This is a genomic window from Marinobacter sp. RI1, assembly GCF_041155085.1.
In the GTDB taxonomy this organism is placed as follows: Bacteria; Pseudomonadota; Gammaproteobacteria; order Pseudomonadales; family Oleiphilaceae; genus Marinobacter; species Marinobacter nauticus.
The window spans coordinates 3,251,520-3,267,623 of the sequence record NZ_AP031605.1 but is presented as its reverse complement, the minus strand read 5'-3'; the positions used below and the strand labels follow the sequence as shown (position 1 = coordinate 3,267,623).

Here is a 16,104-nt window from a genome sequence, read left to right as displayed (position 1 = left end):
GAAACGTCATTGATCTGTCACGTCTTTGCAATCAAATGTCCCTAAGGTGGTGGTTAGCGAATCTGGTATAGACCAGAAAGCCTAACCGAACTGATGCCGTAAAAGGAGAGTAGCGTGAAACACCTGAAAAAAGCCCTGGCCCTGACCGCCCTGATGGCGGCCGTTAACGCCAACGCCCAGACCGAACTGACCGTGTACACCGCGGTTGAGGCGGAAGATCTCAAGAAGTATGCCGCCCGATTCAATGAAGACCACCCGGACATAAAGATCAACTGGGTTCGCGACTCCACCGGTGTCATCACCGCGCGACTGCTGGCCGAGAAAGAAAACCCGCAGGCAGATGTCGTTTGGGGGCTGGCGGGAACCAGCCTGCTGTTGCTGAAGAACGAGGGCATGCTGACGCCTTATGCACCGGAAGGGCTGGAAAAACTGTCGCCGAAGTTCCGTGACCGCGATGAGACTCCCTCATGGGTGGGCATGGATGCCTGGATGGCGGCGGTATGCGTCAACACCATCGAGGCTGAGAAGAACAATTTGCCCATGCCCACCAGTTGGCAGGATCTGACCAAGCCGGTGTATCGGGGCCATGTTGTGATGCCGAACCCGAACTCTTCCGGAACCGGTTTTCTGGACGTTTCAGCCTGGCTCCAGTTGATGGGCGAAGACAAAGGCTGGGAGTTCATGGACGGCCTGCATCAGAACATCAGTCGCTATACGCACTCCGGCTCCAAGCCTTGCAAAATGGCTGCTTCGGGTGAGACCTCGATTGGTGTGTCTTTCGCTTTCCGTGGTGCGCGTCTGAAAGAGAAGGGCGCGCCTCTTGAATTGGTGTTCCCGGAAGAAGGGCTGGGCTGGGAAGTTGAAGCGACCGCCATTGTTGACGGCACCGACAAACTGGAAGCCGCCCAGACTCTGGTCGACTGGTCAATCACCCGCCAGGCCATGGAGATGTACAACGAAGGCTACGCCATTGTAGCGATGCCAGGTGTGGCACAGCCGGTGGAACATTTTCCCGCCAACGCGGAAGCGCTGATTATCGACAACGATTTCGGTTGGGCCGCCAGTAATCGCGAAGCCATTCTGACCGAGTGGGCGCGTCGTTACGACGGCAAATCCGAAGCCAAGTAATCCGCTCGGAGCCGGGCGCAGCCCCGGCCTGTGCGACCGGGCACCCGTTCTGGTGTGCCCGGGCAGATATTGGAGAAGCAGGGGGTACCATGATTCAGCATACCCAGGGAAGTCGTCTGGAAGTCCGGGGCGTAAACAAGTTCTTCGGCGAGTTTTGTGCGTTGAAGGATATCAATCTCACCATTGAGCCCGGTGAACTGGTGTGTTTTCTGGGGCCGTCCGGATGTGGCAAGACGACCCTGCTTCGCATTATTGCCGGGCTTGAACAGCAGAGCTGCGGCACGCTCCGACAGGGCGATGTTGATATCTCGCAAAAGCCGCCCCGGGATCGTGACTTCGGCATTGTGTTCCAGTCCTACGCGCTGTTCCCGAACATGACGGTAACCGACAATGTGGCGTACGGACTGCGTAGCATCGGTATGCCCAAGGCCCGGGTTCGTGATCGGGTAGACGAGCTTCTGGCCGTGGTCGGGCTGGAGGATCACGCCCGCAAGTATCCCGCGCAGCTTTCCGGTGGCCAGCAGCAACGGGTGGCGCTTGCCCGAGCCTTGGCGCCATCCCCGGGCCTGCTGCTTCTCGATGAGCCACTCTCAGCTCTGGATGCGAAAGTTCGCCACCACCTTCGCAGCGAGATTCGCAGCCTGCAGAAGCAACTGGGCGTTACCACCATCATGGTAACCCACGATCAGGAAGAAGCCCTGGCCATGGCAGACCGAGTGGTGGTTATGAATAACGGGGTGATTGAACAGGTGGGAACACCCCTGGACATCTACCAACAGCCTGCTTCGGCGTTTGTGGCGTCGTTTATCGGGGCAATGAACTTTTTCGACAGCGCTCCGGTGAACGGGCAGCGTGTTCGCCTCGGCAATCGGGAGCTGGATCTGGTCAGGCCGCTACCGGCCACGCCGGACGGCATTCGTCTGGCGATTCGGCCTGAGGATGTTCATCTCCTGCCGCAGGGCGACGGTGAGTGGGAAGGCCAGGTCCAGGCGATGGATTACCTGGGGGCCTTTATTCGCACCCACGTCCGGCTGCATGGCGTGGAATTGGACCTGGTGGTGGACGTAGACCCGCGCTCTGCCAGACAACTGGAATTGCGGGTGGGCGGTGCAGTCTGTCTCAACCTGCCGTCTGATGCCTTGCATTGCTTCGCAGCCTGAAAGAGGTCGCGAAAACCTGATGCCCTCGTTTCACCCTGGTAAGACCTTCATGATGGATTCCTCTGTACCTCTAACCTCGCCCTCACGCAGGGCAGGGGCCTTGTCGGAACTCCGGCAGCGTGTCACCGGGCGCTGGCTGTTTGCGTTGCTGCTGGTGCTCGGCTGTGCGGTTTTGAGCCTTCTGGTTCTGGCGCCGCTCTATACCCTGTTGTCCAAGAGTGTGGAGAACAAGGCCGGTGACTTTGTCGGGCTCGACAACTTTGCTCATTATCTGAGTTCCGGCGGCATCGAATCGGCCTTTTTCAACTCCCTCTGGGTTGCAGGACTGAGCACCCTGGTGGTGGTCGGTCTGGCCTTTATGGCGGCCTGGGCGTTAACACGAACTCGCCTGCCGATGACCGGCTGGATCCGCGGGGTTCTGGTGCTGCCGATACTGGCGCCCTCTCTGCTGCCGGCAATCAGCCTGGTGTATCTGTTCGGGAATCAGGGTGTCCTGAAAAGCTGGTTGTTCGGTGCCGAAATCTACGGCCCCATCGGTATTATCATGGGGTCCTGTTTCTGGACGTTTCCCCATGCACTGATGATTCTGCTGACGGCAATGGACAATGCCGATGGGCGGCACTATGAGGCCGCGACCGCGTTGAAGGCGAGCCCCTGGCGCACCTTCTGGACCGTGACGGTGCCAGGTGCCCGTTATGGACTGGTCAGCGCCGCGTTTGTGGTTTTCACTCTGGTGATCACTGACTTCGGGGTGCCCAAGGTGATTGGCGGGCAATTCGACGTGTTGGCCACCGACATCTACAAACAGGTGATCGGGCAACAGAAATTTGAAATGGGGGCCGTCGTCAGCGTGCTGCTTTTGCTGCCCGCCATGCTGGCCTTTCTGGCCGACCGCTATGTGCAGCGCAAGCAATCGGCAAGCTTTACCGCGCGTTCGGTACCTTACCGGCCGCGCCGGGACCACAGGAGGGATGTCATCGGTGCTGTTATGCTGGCGCCGACGGTTCTGTTCATCCTGACCATTATCGGTATGGCTGTCTACGCCTCGTTCGTGACTTTCTGGCCGTACAATCTGGAACTGAGCCTGAACAACTATCAGTTCGGCCGTATGGACGGGGGCGGCTGGGGCGCCTACACCAATAGCCTGCAGATGGCCCTGGGCACCATGGTGATCGGGACACTGCTGGTTTTCTTCAATGCCTGGCTGATGGAGCGCACACCCCAGCCGAGGCTGCTGACCGGTGTATTTCAGTTCCTGTCGCTGTTGCCGCTGGCGGTGCCAGGCCTGGTGCTTGGGTTGTCGTATATTTTCTTCTTTAATCATCCGGATAACCCGATCAACGGGATCTACGGCACGCTGTTTATTCTGATTCTGTGTACCGTGAGCCATTTCTACGCGGTGTCCCACCTGACGGCGGTAACGGCGTTAAAACAGCTTGATCAGGAGTTCGAAGCGGTGGGCGAGTCCCTGAAAGCGTCTCGCTGGCGGGTCCTGTTTACCGTGACCTTGCCCTTGTGTCTGCCGGCGATTCTTGACGTTGCGCTCTACCTTTTCGTTAACGCCATGACCACGGTGTCTGCGGTGGTCTTTCTATACGGTCATGATTCACAACTCGCCTCTGTCGCGGTACTGAACATGGATGAGGCGGGAGACATTGCGCCCGCCGCCGCCATGGCGATCCTGATAACCACCACTTGTGCTGCCGCGAAGCTCATTCAGGGTGGCCTGCGCTTCTGGGTGGATCGGTCCACGCGGGCCTGGCGCCAGGGCACCGAATGAACGGCCCGGCAGTGATCCTATGACACCAACCGCGATTGTTATTGTACTGGTGTCGGCGCTGGCCCATGCGGGCTGGAACCTGTTTGGCAAAAAAGTCAGTCCCACTGGTGCTTTCTTCTGGTATAGCACCTTCTGGGGCGCCTTTCTGACATTGCCAGTCTTACTGTATTACCACCGGATGTTGCCGGAACTGGACGCAGGGATCTGGTGGCTGGTGGTCGCGACCGGTTTCTTTCAGGCTACCTACCTGAGCAGTCTGGCGGCAGCATACCGACACGGGGAATTGTCGGTGGTTTACCCGCTGGCCCGTTCTTCGCCGCTGATCATCCTGTTAGTGGGAACGTTGTTCCTTGGCACCGCGGAGGCAATCACCACTGCTGCGGTTATAGGGATCAGTCTGATTGTGGCTGGCTGTATTGTTCTGCCAATGCAGAGATTCCGCGACTTCACGCTGGCGAACTACCGTAACCTGGCCACGTTGTTTGCGCTGTTGGCCGCAGCCAGCACGGCCGGTTACTCCATGGTTGATGATCTGGCCACCGAGCGGATGCGGGCGCTATTGGCGGGACTGGCGCAGGACGCCGAGGTGGCACTCGTGTTCGTGATTCTCCAGGCCTGGTCGGCGCTGTGCTGGCTCAGTCTTGGTCTGTGGTTACAATCCGAAGAGCGACGACTGTTGAGGGAGCTGGCCGCAAATTGGCGCAGCACCATGGCGGCTGGCATCCTGATTCTGGGCACCTACGCGTTGGTGGTTTGGGCTATGGCCTATGCGGACGACGTGAGTTACGTTGTCGCGTTCCGGCAAATCAGTATTCCCATGGGCGTAGCCCTGGGCTGGTATTTCCTGGGCGAGGCCTTGCATGGGCCGAAGGTCGTGGGGGTCCTGACCATCCTGGCCGGCTTGCTGCTTGTGGTTTTGGGATAACCGGGGAAGGGGCGGCGGGCGGCCCGATCGCCGGCGCCGCAAGACATGCCCGGGCCATAGCCAGGTGTCGTAGCATCATGGCAGGGCCGCAGAATCTGTCAGGATCTGCCAGCCGTGTTTCTGGGCGTGTTGTCTCAGCCTCGGGTCCGGGTTGACCGCAACAGGGAAATCAACTCGTTCCAATAGCGGCAGATCGTTATGGGAGTCGGAATAGAACCAGGTCTTTTCCGGTGTTACCTGGTCCCTCCCCAGCCATTCGCGCAGGGCGGCCACCTTTCCTTCCTGGAAGGGGCGCCTTGGCCCGATCTGTCCTGTCAGGCTTCCGTCGCGCCATTCCACTTCCACGCCGATGCCTTCCTCAATGCCCAGATGCTGAGCAATGGGTTTGACCAGATGTTCGCCGGTGGCCGATATGATCAACACCCGGTGCCCCTGGGCCTTATGCCACGCAACACGCTCGCGGCCGGTCGGTAACACCCGTGACGCAATGACACGATCAATAAACCGGCTGACGAGGGTGTTGAGTTGTTCCCGGTGCCAGCCCTGTAGCGGTGCCAGGCTGAATTCCATATACGCCTGAAGGTTCAGTCGGCCTTGCTGGTAGTCCGACATGAAATCCCGGTCTTTGTCGAGGGCATCGTCAGTGCGCTCGATCTCTTGTGCCCGAAGGAACTCGGTGAACAATTGAGAGCTGTCCCCCTGAATCAGGGTCTCGTCGAGATCAAATATGGCAAGCATTGTTAACTCCTTTGGTATACACCAGATTGTGCTTCAGGCGTGTTACGGTTGTGTGACGACGACGGGCTGAGCGGTGGGATTCCGGCGGCCGGCTTGATGCTGGCGGTTTTGCTGTCTACGCTGACCGCTATGGACAGCGAGCAGGGCAGACCGATATGAAGTTTCCCTCCAGCGCAGCGTTCGCGCTCCTGGGCGCGGGGTTGATTGCGATCAGCTTCGGTCTTGCGCGCTTCGCCTTCGGTCTGTTTGTTCCGCCCATTCGTGCGGATCTGTCTTTGTCGCCCCATGTGATCGGTATCATCGGTGCACTCCCTCTGATCAGTTTTGCACTGGCGTCGGTGGTGGCGCCCTGGTGTGCCGACCGTCTCGGCGCCCGGAATACGGCGATGGCCTCCGGCGTTTTTGGGGTAGTCGGACTGGCTTTGATCAGTCAATCGGCCGGTGCCCTGTCACTGGGGCTGGGTGTATTTGCCTGTGGTATCTGCACGGGCCTGATGATGCCTGCACTGACAGCGGCCATGCAGGCACTGGTGCGGCGCTCGATGCATGGCCGGGTCAGCTCGGTAATGAATGCTGGTACCAGCGTGGGTGTGATGGTCGCGGTGCCCACGGTTCTTTTTCTGGCCGGGGCCTGGCGCTATACCTACGCGTCTTTTGCCATTCTTGCCCTGATCGGGGTGTTTGCCACCTGGTTTTTCCTGCCTTCGGTTTCACGGGTGATGCCATCTAACGCAGCGCCACCGCCGGCGATCACGGCTTTGCAGTGGTGGCGCCTGTTACGGCTCTCGATCTTTGGCTTCATGATGGGGTTTGTCTCGGCGGCCTACTGGATTTTCGCGCCCGACCTGGTGGTGAACCTGGGTGAAATGAGTTCCGATTCCACCGCCTGGCTGTGGCTGGGCGTTGGGGTTGCTGGCCTGGGTGGTGCCGTGGTTGCCGATCTGGCAGACCGCAATAACCCGCCGATCACCCAGGCATTGATGTTGATGATGCTTGCGGCGAGCCTGGCTGTGTTGGCTGCCAGTCCAGACAACCTGCCGCTGGCAGCGTTTTCAGCCTTGGTGTTCGGGCTGGCCTATATGAGTCTGACCGGGCTGTACCTGATGACAGGGATTCGTTTGTTGCCGGGGCGGCTGTCCATGGGGCCGGTGCTGCCATTCATGGCGGTGTCTCTGGGACAGGCAGCGGGCTCGCCTGTGGTCGGTATGCTGGTGGGGCAGGTGGGCTATGCCGATGCGTTTGGGTTCTTCTGCGCCATTGGTATTGTCGTGGCCATGTTTTCACCTCTATACCCGCGCTATCTGGAGCAGGAACCGGAGGAGGAGACGGAAGACGAAACCGGGCTCCAGGCCGCCTACGATTATCAACTTCAGAATGAAGAGGGTGAGCCCTACCGGTACAAGCGTATGAGCAAGCATTAGGTTTCACAGATAGCAGAAACCCGGCCTTGGCCGGGTTTCCTGGGGTTGGGCGGTATTCGATTATTGCTTCAGTCCCATTTCCTCAATCGAGATTTCCCGCATCTTGAACTTCTGGATCTTGCCGGTCACGGTCATCGGGAATGCATCCACAAACTTGTAGTTTTTGGGAATCTTGAAGTGGGCGATCTTGCCCTTGCAGAAGGCCTGCAGGTCCTCTGCGGTTACCGGGTCTGCATCGGGCCGCAGTTTCACCCAGGCAATCAGCTCTTCACCGTACTTCTCGTCCGGAATACCGGTTACCTGCACCTCTTCAATGGACGGGTGAGTGTAGAGGAACTCTTCGATCTCTTTCGGGTAGATGTTTTCACCACCGCGGATCACCATGTCCTTGATGCGGCCCACGATCTGGATGTAACCATCCTCGTCCATGGTCGCCAGGTCGCCGGTGTGCATCCAGCCGGCATCGTCGATGGCTTCGCGGGTCTTTTCCTCGTTGTTCCAGTACTTCAGCATTACGCTGTAGCCGCGGGTACACAGTTCGCCAATCTCACCGCGGGGCATGACGTTACCGGTGCCCGGGTCGACAATCTTGGTTTCCAGGTGCGGCTGGGTGCGGCCCACGGTGGTGACCTGCTTCTCGAACGGGTCGAGGGAACTGGTCTGGGTGGAAACCGGGCTGGTTTCCGTCATGCCGTAGGCAATCTGCACTTCCTTCATGTGCATTTTGCCGTTGACCTTCTTCATTACTTCGGCGGGGCAGATGGAACCTGCCATGATGCCGGTGCGCAGGGTGGAAAGGTCGTAGCTGTCGAACTCCGGGTCGGCCAGTTCGGCGATGAACATGGTGGGCACACCGTACAAGGCCGTGGCTTTTTCCTGGTGGACGGCCTGGAGTACGGTTTTCGGGTCAAAGCCTTCGCTCGGGTAGATCATGGCGGTGCCATGGGTGATGCAGCCCAGGTTGCCCATCACCATGCCGAAGCAATGGTAGAGCGGCACTGGAATCACCAGCCGGTCGTTCTCGGTCAGGCGCTGGCTTTCACCAACAAAATAGCCGTTGTTCAGAATGTTGTGGTGGGTGAGCGTGGCGCCTTTCGGGTTGCCGGTGGTACCGGAGGTGAACTGGATATTGATGGGGTCGTCGAACTGCAGCTCATCCTGACGCTTGGCAAGGTCTGCCTCTGATACGTCGCCGGCAAAGCCGAGGAAATCCTGCCAGGTCCACATACCCTCGTGGTTATCCGGGTGTACGTTAATGACCGCCCGAAGATCGGGGACGTTGTCAGCTTTGAGTTTGCCGGGTGCGCTGCGCTTCAGTTCCGGGGCCAGCTCGTAGATCATTTCCCGGTAGTTGGAGGTTTTGAAGCTGTCGGCGGTAACCAGAACGCTGATGCCGGCCAGATTCATGGCGTACTTCAGCTCGTGCACACCGTAGGCCGGGTTGATGTTTACCAGAATGGCGCCTACTTTCGCAGTCGCAAACTGGGTAACGGTCCATTCGTAACGGTTGGGTGACCAGATGCCCACGCGGTCGCCACGATTGACGCCGATGGCCATGAACGCCCGGGCCGCCTCGTTCACCTTGTCGACGAACTCTTTGTAAGTCCAGCGAATGTCCTGGTGCAGGCACACCAGAGCCTCGTTGTCGGGAAACTGTTGGGCGGTGCGGTCCAGCATATCGCCGATGGTCATGCCCAGCAGTGGCTTTTCTGCGATACCACTGGTGTAACTTGGGAGAGTCTTGCTCATGTCTCTGCCTCCATTGTTTTTGTAGTTGAGGGCTGGAAAGTTACTGGCACAGGCCCCCGAGTGCCTGGCCCACTTTAGAGCCGTTATGACGTTTCAGTTGCGTGCAGATCCAGTCGCCGGTTTTCACCAGCTTGTCCAGATCCACGCCGGTATCGATGCCCAGGCCGTTAAGCAGGTATAGCACGTCTTCGGTGGCTACGTTGCCAGATGCCCCTTTGGCATAAGGGCAGCCGCCCAGACCGGCCACAGATGCGTCAATCACGCTTACGCCCTCTTCCAGTACTGCGTACAGGTTGGCCAGGGCCTGGCCATAGGTGTCGTGGAAATGCGCCGCCAGTTTGTCCATGGGCACATGGGCGGCCACGGCTTCGAGCATGCGCTTGGCTTTCAGGGGCGTACCCACGCCGATGGTGTCGCCCAGGGATATTTCGTGACAGCCCATGTCGTACAGGGCCTTGGCCACGGTGGCCACTTGTGCCGGTTGGATATCGCCCTCGTACGGGCAGCCCATCACGGTAGACACGTAACCGCGTACGGGAATGCCGTGTTTGCGGGCTTCTTCAACCACCGGTGCAAAGCGCTCCAGGCTTTCAGCAATCGTGCAGTTGATGTTCTTTTGGGTGAAGGACTCCGATGCCGCACCGAATACCGCTACTTCGTCGGCCCCGGCCGCCAGGGCGCCCTCGAATCCTTTCAGGTTCGGGGTGAGGGCCGAGTAGCGAACGCCGGGTTTACGGGTGATGCCGGCCATCACTGCGGCCGCGTCGCCCATTTGCGGCACCCATTTGGGTGATACGAAGCTGGCGGCCTCGATGTGACTGAGACCGCAATCGGCCAGCCGGTCGATCAGGCCGGTTTTGACCTCGGTGGCGATCACATCGCCGGGCTCATTCTGAAGCCCGTCCCTGGGGCTCATTTCCACCAACCGAGCCTGCTTCGGAAAGGCCATTATTCTGCCTCCCCGGTGTCGATGGCGATGAGTTCCGCACCCTCGGCCACCTGGTCACCCTCGGCGTAGAAAATCTCGGAAACCACACCATCGGCGGGCGCCTTGATGGCGTGTTCCATTTTCATGGCTTCCATGATCACCAGCGTCTGGCCGGCCGTTACCTTGTCGCCTACCTGGGCCTGAATCGCCACTACGGAGCCGTTCATGGGCGCCGCCAGGCTGCCTTCGCTGGCCATTTCCTCAAACCCGTAGGTTTCCCGGTATACGGTGCACTTGAAGGTATCGCCCTCGTAGAAGAGCACCAGTTCTTCGGTGTGCAGGTTGCCGTGCACGCTTAGCCGGTGGCCGTTGATCACCGCCTGCAGGTAATCGTCATTCAGTTTGGCGTTCAGGTGGTACACGCTGCCGCCCACGAAGACCTGGTAGCGGTCATCCCGTTCCAAGATCTTGAGCTCGTGCTTATCGTCGCCCACCTGAAGGGTGAGAGGCTGGGCGTATTCGGAGTTCATGCGCCAGCTGTTCTTGCGGCCGAACGGCGACCAGGGATCGCCGGTAACCGGTTCCGCTGATTTGCGTTGCTCCAGAATGAATCCAGCGGCAAGCACCAGTGCCTTGTCCAGATCCAGTCTGGATTTCGGGAACAGCAGGTCGTTGTGAGTGGCAATGAAGTTAGTGGTCAGCTCGGCTTCGCGGAATGGCTGCGCATCCACCGCCGCGTGCAGGAACCGGATATTGGTTTTCAGCCCGGCGATACGGTAGTGCTCCAGGGCCTGAACCATGCGGTTGACCGCCTGTTCGCGGGTCTCGTCCCACACGATGAGTTTGGCAATCATCGGGTCGTAGTGGATGCTGATTTCATCGCCTTCGGTCACGCCGGTATCTACCCGCACGTGGGCAGACTCATCCGGAGTGCTCAGGTAACGCAGGGTTCCGGTGGCTGGCAGGAAGTCCTGATCCGGATCTTCGGCGTAGATACGCGCCTCGATGGCGTGGCCACGGGTCTTTACCTGGTCCTGGGTCAGCGGCAGGGGCTCACCCCAGGCCACTTTCAGTTGCCATTCCACCAGATCCTGGCCGGTGACCATTTCGGTGACCGGGTGTTCTACCTGCAGGCGGGTATTCATTTCCATGAAGAAGAAGGAACCGTCCACGTCGTACAGAAACTCGACGGTGCCGGCGCCCACGTAGTTGATGGCCTGGGCCGCCCGCACCGCGGCTTCGCCCATGGCTTTGCGGGTGTCTTCACTGAGGCCGGGGGCGGGCGCTTCTTCCAGCACTTTCTGGTGCCGGCGCTGTACGGAGCAGTCCCGCTCGGCCAGATAGATGCCGTTGCCGGATTGATCGCAGAACACCTGGATTTCGACATGGCGTGGCTGGGTCAGGTAGCGCTCGATCAGCATGTCCGGGTTGCCGAACGCATTTTTTGCCTCGCGCTGGGCCGCGGCCAGGGCATCGTCGAATTCGGCCATGTTTTCGACCACCCGCATGCCTTTGCCGCCACCGCCGGCAACCGCTTTCAGCAGCAGCGGGAAACCGCATTTTTCGGCTTCAGCCCGCAGCAGGTCCGGCGACTGGTCCTTGCCGTGGTAGCCCGGGACCAGCGGTACACCGGCGTCTTCCATGATCGCTTTTGCCGCGGACTTGGAGCCCATGGCGGCGATGGCGGAAGAGGGCGGGCCGATGAAGACGATACCGTTGGCTTCGCAGGCTTCTGCGAAGTCGGTGTTTTCAGACAGGAAGCCGTACCCCGGGTGGATGGCCTGGGCACCGCTTTCTTTGGCAATCTCGATAATCTTGTCGGCCCGCAGGTAGCTCTCAGAGCTGGGGGCGGGGCCGATGTAGAAGGCCTCATCGGCCATGGCCACGTGCCGGGCGTTGGCGTCGGCTTCGGAATAGACCGCTACGCAACGGATGCCCATTCGATGGGCCGTCTGGATGATCCGGCAGGCGATTTCGCCCCGGTTGGCTATCAGGATCTTGTTAAACATTATTGTGTCTCCGGAATCCAACTGGCCTTTCGTTTGTTCAGGAAAGCGCTGAGCCCTTCCTGGCCTTCTTCGCCCACACGAATATCGGCGATGCGCTGCGCGGTGTCGTCAATCACTTCGGAGGTGATGGTCTTGTGGCTGACCGCAAAGACCAGTTCTTTGGCTGCTTTCATGGCTTCGGGACCGTTCAGCGCAAGTTGCAGTAGCAGCTCGTCGCAACGCTGGTGCATGGCCTGTTCGTCTTCGCACACCAGGTGAACCAGGCCGTAGTGCTGCGCCTCCTGAGCACTGAAGACTTCCGCCGACAGGAAGTAGCGCCGGGCCTGACGTTCGCCGATGGCTCGCACCACATAGGGGCTGATCACGGCCGGAATCAGGCCGAGTTTGACTTCGCTCAGGCAGAAGCTGGCTTTTTCAGTGGCCAGCACGATGTCGCAGCAGGCCGCTAGGCCGACCGCGCCGCCGAAGGCCGCGCCCTGCACCAGGCCGATCACGGGCTTGGACAGGTGGTTCAGGGTGTTCATCAGACGGGCCAGTTCCCGGGAGTCGTCCAGGTTTTCCTGGCGGGTGTTGTCCGCCATGCGGCGCATCCAGCCCAGGTCGGCACCGGCGGAAAAGTGTTTGCCCTCTGAGCGCAGGATAACAATCTGGGTTTGCTCATCCCGGTCCACATGTTCCAGCGCCTGAATCAGCTGCTGGATGATCACGTCGTCGAAGGCATTGCGTTTGTCCGGGCGGTTCAACACCACTTCTGAGACGCCATCGCCCCTTTGGTGCAGCAGAACCGCTGTGTCTTGCTGTGACATGGCTGCGCTCCTTTACATGCGGAACACGCCGAAGCGCGTTGGCTTGGCGGGCCGGTTGAGGGTGGCAGACAGGCTCAGGGCAACCACTTCCCGGGTCTGGGCCGGGTCGATCACGCCGTCATCCCACAGGCGGGCGCTGGCGTAGTACGGGTGGCCCTGGTGTTCGTAGGTTTCGGTAATGGGCTTCTTGAACTCGGCTTCTTCCTCGGCGCTCCAGCTCTGGCCTTTACGCTCCAGGCCTTCCCGGCGTACCTGCGCCAGCACGCCGGCTGCCTGTTCGCCGCCCATGACGGAGATCCGGGCATTCGGCCACATCCACAGGAAGTCCGGGCTGTAGGCGCGGCCACACATGCCGTAGTTGCCGGCACCGTAGCTACCGCCAATCAGAACGGTAATCTTGGGCACGTTGGCACAGGCCACGGCCATCACCATCTTGGCGCCATGTTTGGCGATGCCCTCGGCTTCGTATTTCTGGCCGACCATGAAGCCGGTGATGTTCTGCAGGAACAGCAGGGGTATGTTGCGTTGGCAACACAGTTCAATAAAGTGCGCGCCTTTCTGAGCGGATTCGCTGAACAGGATGCCGTTGTTGGCGATGATGCCCACGGGGTAGCCGTGGATGTGGGCAAACCCGGTTACCAGGGTGGAGCCGTAATAGCGCTTGAATTCGTCGAATTCTGAGCCGTCGACGATGCGGGCGATGACGTCGCGCGCATCAAACTGCTTGCGCAGGTCGGTGCCGACGATGCCGTAGATTTCTTCCTGATCGTACAGCGGGGCGCGGGGCTTCTGGACCTCAACCGGTACTGGTTTGCGACGGTTCAGGTTGGCCACGCAGCGCCGGGCGATTTCCAGGCCGTGGGCATCATTCTCGGCGTAGTGGTCGGCGACACCGGAGATTTTACAATGCACGTCTGCGCCCCCCAGGTCTTCCGCGCTGACCACTTCACCTGTGGCGGCTTTTACCAGCGGTGGGCCGGCCAGGAAGATGGTGCCCTGGTTACGGACGATGATGGATTCGTCGGCCATGGCGGGCACGTAGGCGCCCCCGGCGGTACACAGGCCCATGACGACGGCAATCTGGGGAATGTCGTCTGCGCTCATACGGGCCTGGTTGTAGAAAATGCGGCCGAAGTGGTCGCGGTCGGGGAAGACTTCATCCTGTTGGGGCAGGTTGGCGCCACCGGAATCCACCAGGTAGATGCAGGGCAGGCGGTTGGCCATGGCGATTTCCTGGGCCCGCAGGTGCTTTTTCACGGTCAGCGGGAAGTAGGTGCCGCCTTTGACGGTGGCGTCGTTGGCGATAATCATGCACTCGGTGCCGGAGACGCGGCCGATGCCGGCGATGACGCCAGCGGCGGGCACTTCTTCCTTATAGACGTTGTAGGCGGCGAACTGGCCGATTTCGAGGAAGGGGGAGCCTTCGTCGATGAGGGTGTTGATGCGCTCGCGAGGCAGGAGTTTGCCTCTGTCGGTGTGGCGCTTCTGGTAGTCGGGGCCGCCGCCCTGGTGGATCTTTTCGACTTTTTCCCGGAGGTCGGCGACGGCTTGTTGCATGGCCTGGTGGTTGGCCTGGAATTCGTCGGACCTTGGGTTGATTTTGCTTTGGAGTATCGTCATGTTCCGTGGTCCCTCGGGTTGGGGGCACGGGCCTGGAGGGGTGTCGTTCCGAAAACCGCTACGAGCACATCCATGTGCGCTTCTCTCCGGCCATCCATGGCCTCCGAAATTTTCGGAACGACACCCCTCCAGTCCCTAGTCGTACAATTGGAGCTGGATTCTGTGCGTCGTTACTTGTTCAGGAACAGCTCGCGACCGATCAGCATCCGTCGGATTTCAGACGTTCCAGCGCCGATTTCGTAGAGTTTCGCGTCCCGCAGCAGGCGGCCGGTCGGGTATTCGTTGATGTAGCCGTTGCCGCCCAGCAACTGGATGGCGTCCAGGGCCAGTTTGGTGGCCATTTCGGCGGAGTAGAGGATGGCGCCGGCGGCGTCTTTGCGGGTGGTTTCGCCGCGGTCGGCGGACTGGGCCACCATGTAGACGTAGGATTTCGCGGTGTTCATCCAGGTGTACATGTCGGCGACTTTGCCCTGTACCAGCTCGAATTCACCGATGGCCTGGCCGAATTGTTTGCGCTCTCGGATGTAGGGGACGACCACGTCCATAGCAGCCTGCATGATGCCCAGCGGGCCGCCGGAGAGGACGAGGCGTTCGTAGTCGAGGCCGCTCATGAGGACTTTGGCACCGTTGCCCACGCCGCCCAGGACGTTTTCTTTGGGAACTTTGCAGTCCTGGAACACCAGTTCACAGGTGTTGGAGCCGCGCATGCCGAGTTTGTCGAGTTTCTGGTGACGGCTGAAGCCCGGGTAGTCGCGCTCTACGATAAAGGCGGTGACGCCTTTCGAACCGCCTTTCGGGTCGGTCTTGGCGTAGATAACGTAAGTGTGTGCGTCCGGACCGTTGGTGATCCACATCTTGTTGCCGTTGAGGACGTAGTGGTCGCCTTCGTCGCGGGCGTGGAGTTTCATGGAGATTACGTCGGAGCCGGCGTTGGGCTCGGACATGGCCAGGGCGCCGATGTGTTCACCGGTGACCAGCTTGGGCAGGTATTTCTGCTTTTGTTCTTCGGTGCCGTTGCGGTGAATCTGGTTCACGCACAGGTTGGAGTGGGCACCGTAAGAGAGGCCAACGGAGGCCGAGGCGCGGCTGATTTCTTCCATGGCGATAACGTGGGCCACATAGCCCATGTCGGAGCCGCCGTACTCTTCGCTGACGGTAATGCCCAGCAGGCCCATGTCGCCCAGTTTGCGCCACAGGTCCATGGGGAATTCGTTGTTTTTGTCGATTTCCTCGGCCCGCGGGGCAATTTCGGTGGCGGCGAAGTTATTCACCTGTTCCCGGAGCATGTCCAGGGTCTCGCCGAGGCCGAAATTGAGCTCTGAGTACTGTGATTTCATCGTTTGCTACCTTTTTGTTTTTAACGTCGGGTATCCGTTGGCTGCCAGGTTCTATTTGCTGACAGCGGTTTCTTTGGTGTTCGTCGTCAGGCCCTGCTCTTCCTTTTTCTTCTGCAGTTCGGTCAGGGCCTCGCGGCACCGTGCTTCGGCGGTGTCCATTTCCATCTCTGCCATGGCGATGTCTTCTTTCTGCTGTTCCAGCTGTTCCCGTCTTGCGCTGAGGATTTCCAGCATCTTCAGCAGCTGCTTTTCATTGCCGGTCAGCGTTTCGTCCCAGAGGTCGAACAGTTCTTTCGTTTCGGCCAAGGAAAAGCCCATGCGCTTGCCCCGGAGAATCAGCTTCAAGCGAACGCGGTCCTTGGTGCTGAAGATCCGGGTTTGCCCGCGCCGGGTGGGCTTGAGCAGCCCCTGGTCTTCATAGAACCGGATGCTCCGGGTGGTTACATCGAACTCCTGGGAAAGCTCGCTGATGCTGAAAGTTCGTTTTTCGCTCATGACGGATT

13 protein-coding genes are annotated in these 16,104 nt (G+C 59.7%); 5 read left to right on the top strand and 8 right to left on the bottom strand.

The window, feature by feature from the left end:
- Positions 1-123: 123 nt before the first annotated feature.
- The 4 genes from ACAM27_RS14730 (at position 124) to ACAM27_RS14715 (ending at position 4,993) form a co-directional block, all read left to right on the top strand.
- Positions 124-1,128: a putative 2-aminoethylphosphonate ABC transporter substrate-binding protein gene (locus tag ACAM27_RS14730; RefSeq protein ID WP_228703063.1), complete on the top strand. Its 1,005-nt coding sequence runs from the start codon at positions 124-126 to the stop codon at positions 1,126-1,128.
- A gap of 89 nt (positions 1,129-1,217) precedes the next feature.
- Positions 1,218-2,288 (top strand): putative 2-aminoethylphosphonate ABC transporter ATP-binding protein, encoded by a 1,071-nt coding sequence (locus ACAM27_RS14725; RefSeq protein WP_014420920.1) that lies wholly within the window; start codon positions 1,218-1,220, stop codon positions 2,286-2,288.
- A 49-nt stretch (positions 2,289-2,337) separates the two neighbouring features.
- Positions 2,338-4,068 carry a putative 2-aminoethylphosphonate ABC transporter permease subunit gene (locus ACAM27_RS14720; RefSeq protein ID WP_369612200.1) on the top strand — a complete coding sequence of 577 codons (1,731 nt, stop codon included), beginning with the start codon at positions 2,338-2,340 and terminating at the stop codon, positions 4,066-4,068.
- A gap of 19 nt (positions 4,069-4,087) precedes the next feature.
- Positions 4,088-4,993 carry an EamA family transporter gene (locus ACAM27_RS14715; RefSeq protein WP_278801434.1) on the top strand — a complete coding sequence of 302 codons (906 nt, stop codon included), beginning with the start codon at positions 4,088-4,090 and terminating at the stop codon, positions 4,991-4,993.
- Positions 4,994-5,068: 75 nt separating this feature from the next.
- On the opposite strand, the gene ACAM27_RS14710 is transcribed toward ACAM27_RS14715, so the two are convergent.
- Positions 5,069-5,731: an HAD family hydrolase gene (locus ACAM27_RS14710; RefSeq protein ID WP_369612199.1), complete on the bottom strand. Its 663-nt coding sequence runs from the start codon at positions 5,729-5,731 to the stop codon at positions 5,069-5,071.
- Between the two features lie 155 nt (positions 5,732-5,886).
- Here ACAM27_RS14710 and ACAM27_RS14705 point away from each other — a divergent pair, with 155 nt between their 5' ends.
- Positions 5,887-7,152, top strand: a complete 1,266-nt coding sequence (locus ACAM27_RS14705) for an MFS transporter (protein WP_369612198.1) — start codon at positions 5,887-5,889, stop codon at positions 7,150-7,152.
- Positions 7,153-7,212: 60 nt separating this feature from the next.
- Here the strand turns inward: ACAM27_RS14705 and ACAM27_RS14700 are convergent, their stop codons facing one another.
- The 7 genes from ACAM27_RS14700 to ACAM27_RS14670 form a co-directional block, all read right to left on the bottom strand.
- Entirely contained in the window at positions 7,213-8,901 is a 1,689-nt protein-coding gene (locus ACAM27_RS14700; RefSeq protein WP_369612197.1) for an AMP-binding protein, read from the bottom strand.
- Positions 8,902-8,941: 40 nt separating this feature from the next.
- Positions 8,942-9,850, bottom strand: coding sequence for a hydroxymethylglutaryl-CoA lyase (locus tag ACAM27_RS14695; RefSeq protein WP_369612196.1), 909 nt, complete (start codon positions 9,848-9,850; stop codon positions 8,942-8,944).
- A complete protein-coding gene (locus ACAM27_RS14690) occupies positions 9,850-11,838 on the bottom strand; it encodes an acetyl-CoA carboxylase biotin carboxylase subunit (RefSeq protein ID WP_369612195.1) in 1,989 nt (662 codons plus the stop codon). Before ACAM27_RS14690 ends, ACAM27_RS14695 begins: the two co-directional genes overlap by 1 nt.
- Complete coding sequence (locus tag ACAM27_RS14685) at positions 11,838-12,644, bottom strand: enoyl-CoA hydratase-related protein (protein WP_014420928.1); 807 nt, start codon at positions 12,642-12,644, stop codon at positions 11,838-11,840. The genes ACAM27_RS14690 and ACAM27_RS14685 overlap by 1 nt, the downstream gene beginning before the upstream one ends.
- A 12-nt stretch (positions 12,645-12,656) precedes the next feature.
- Complete coding sequence (locus ACAM27_RS14680) at positions 12,657-14,264, bottom strand: carboxyl transferase domain-containing protein (protein WP_014420929.1); 1,608 nt, start codon at positions 14,262-14,264, stop codon at positions 12,657-12,659.
- 170 nt (positions 14,265-14,434) lie between these two features.
- Positions 14,435-15,601, bottom strand: coding sequence for an isovaleryl-CoA dehydrogenase (locus tag ACAM27_RS14675; RefSeq protein ID WP_014420930.1), 1,167 nt, complete (start codon positions 15,599-15,601; stop codon positions 14,435-14,437).
- Between the two features lie 51 nt (positions 15,602-15,652).
- Entirely contained in the window at positions 15,653-16,096 is a 444-nt protein-coding gene (locus tag ACAM27_RS14670) for a MerR family DNA-binding transcriptional regulator (protein WP_011785591.1), read from the bottom strand.
- Between the last annotated feature and the right edge of the window lie 8 nt (positions 16,097-16,104).

Coding starts and splice junctions, on each gene's coding strand:
- ACAM27_RS14725 (WP_014420920.1), top strand. CDS start 1,218: ATGATTCAGCATACCCAGGGAAGTCGTCTGGAAGTCCGGGGCGTAAAC.
- ACAM27_RS14720 (WP_369612200.1), top strand. CDS start 2,338: ATGATGGATTCCTCTGTACCTCTAACCTCGCCCTCACGCAGGGCAGGG.
- ACAM27_RS14715 (WP_278801434.1), top strand. CDS start 4,088: ATGACACCAACCGCGATTGTTATTGTACTGGTGTCGGCGCTGGCCCAT.
- ACAM27_RS14710 (WP_369612199.1), bottom strand. CDS start 5,731: ATGCTTGCCATATTTGATCTCGACGAGACCCTGATTCAGGGGGACAGC.
- ACAM27_RS14705 (WP_369612198.1), top strand. CDS start 5,887: ATGAAGTTTCCCTCCAGCGCAGCGTTCGCGCTCCTGGGCGCGGGGTTG.
- ACAM27_RS14700 (WP_369612197.1), bottom strand. CDS start 8,901: ATGAGCAAGACTCTCCCAAGTTACACCAGTGGTATCGCAGAAAAGCCA.
- ACAM27_RS14695 (WP_369612196.1), bottom strand. CDS start 9,850: ATGGCCTTTCCGAAGCAGGCTCGGTTGGTGGAAATGAGCCCCAGGGAC.
- ACAM27_RS14690 (WP_369612195.1), bottom strand. CDS start 11,838: ATGTTTAACAAGATCCTGATAGCCAACCGGGGCGAAATCGCCTGCCGG.
- ACAM27_RS14685 (WP_014420928.1), bottom strand. CDS start 12,644: ATGTCACAGCAAGACACAGCGGTTCTGCTGCACCAAAGGGGCGATGGC.
- ACAM27_RS14680 (WP_014420929.1), bottom strand. CDS start 14,264: ATGACGATACTCCAAAGCAAAATCAACCCAAGGTCCGACGAATTCCAG.
- ACAM27_RS14675 (WP_014420930.1), bottom strand. CDS start 15,601: ATGAAATCACAGTACTCAGAGCTCAATTTCGGCCTCGGCGAGACCCTG.
- ACAM27_RS14670 (WP_011785591.1), bottom strand. CDS start 16,096: ATGAGCGAAAAACGAACTTTCAGCATCAGCGAGCTTTCCCAGGAGTTC.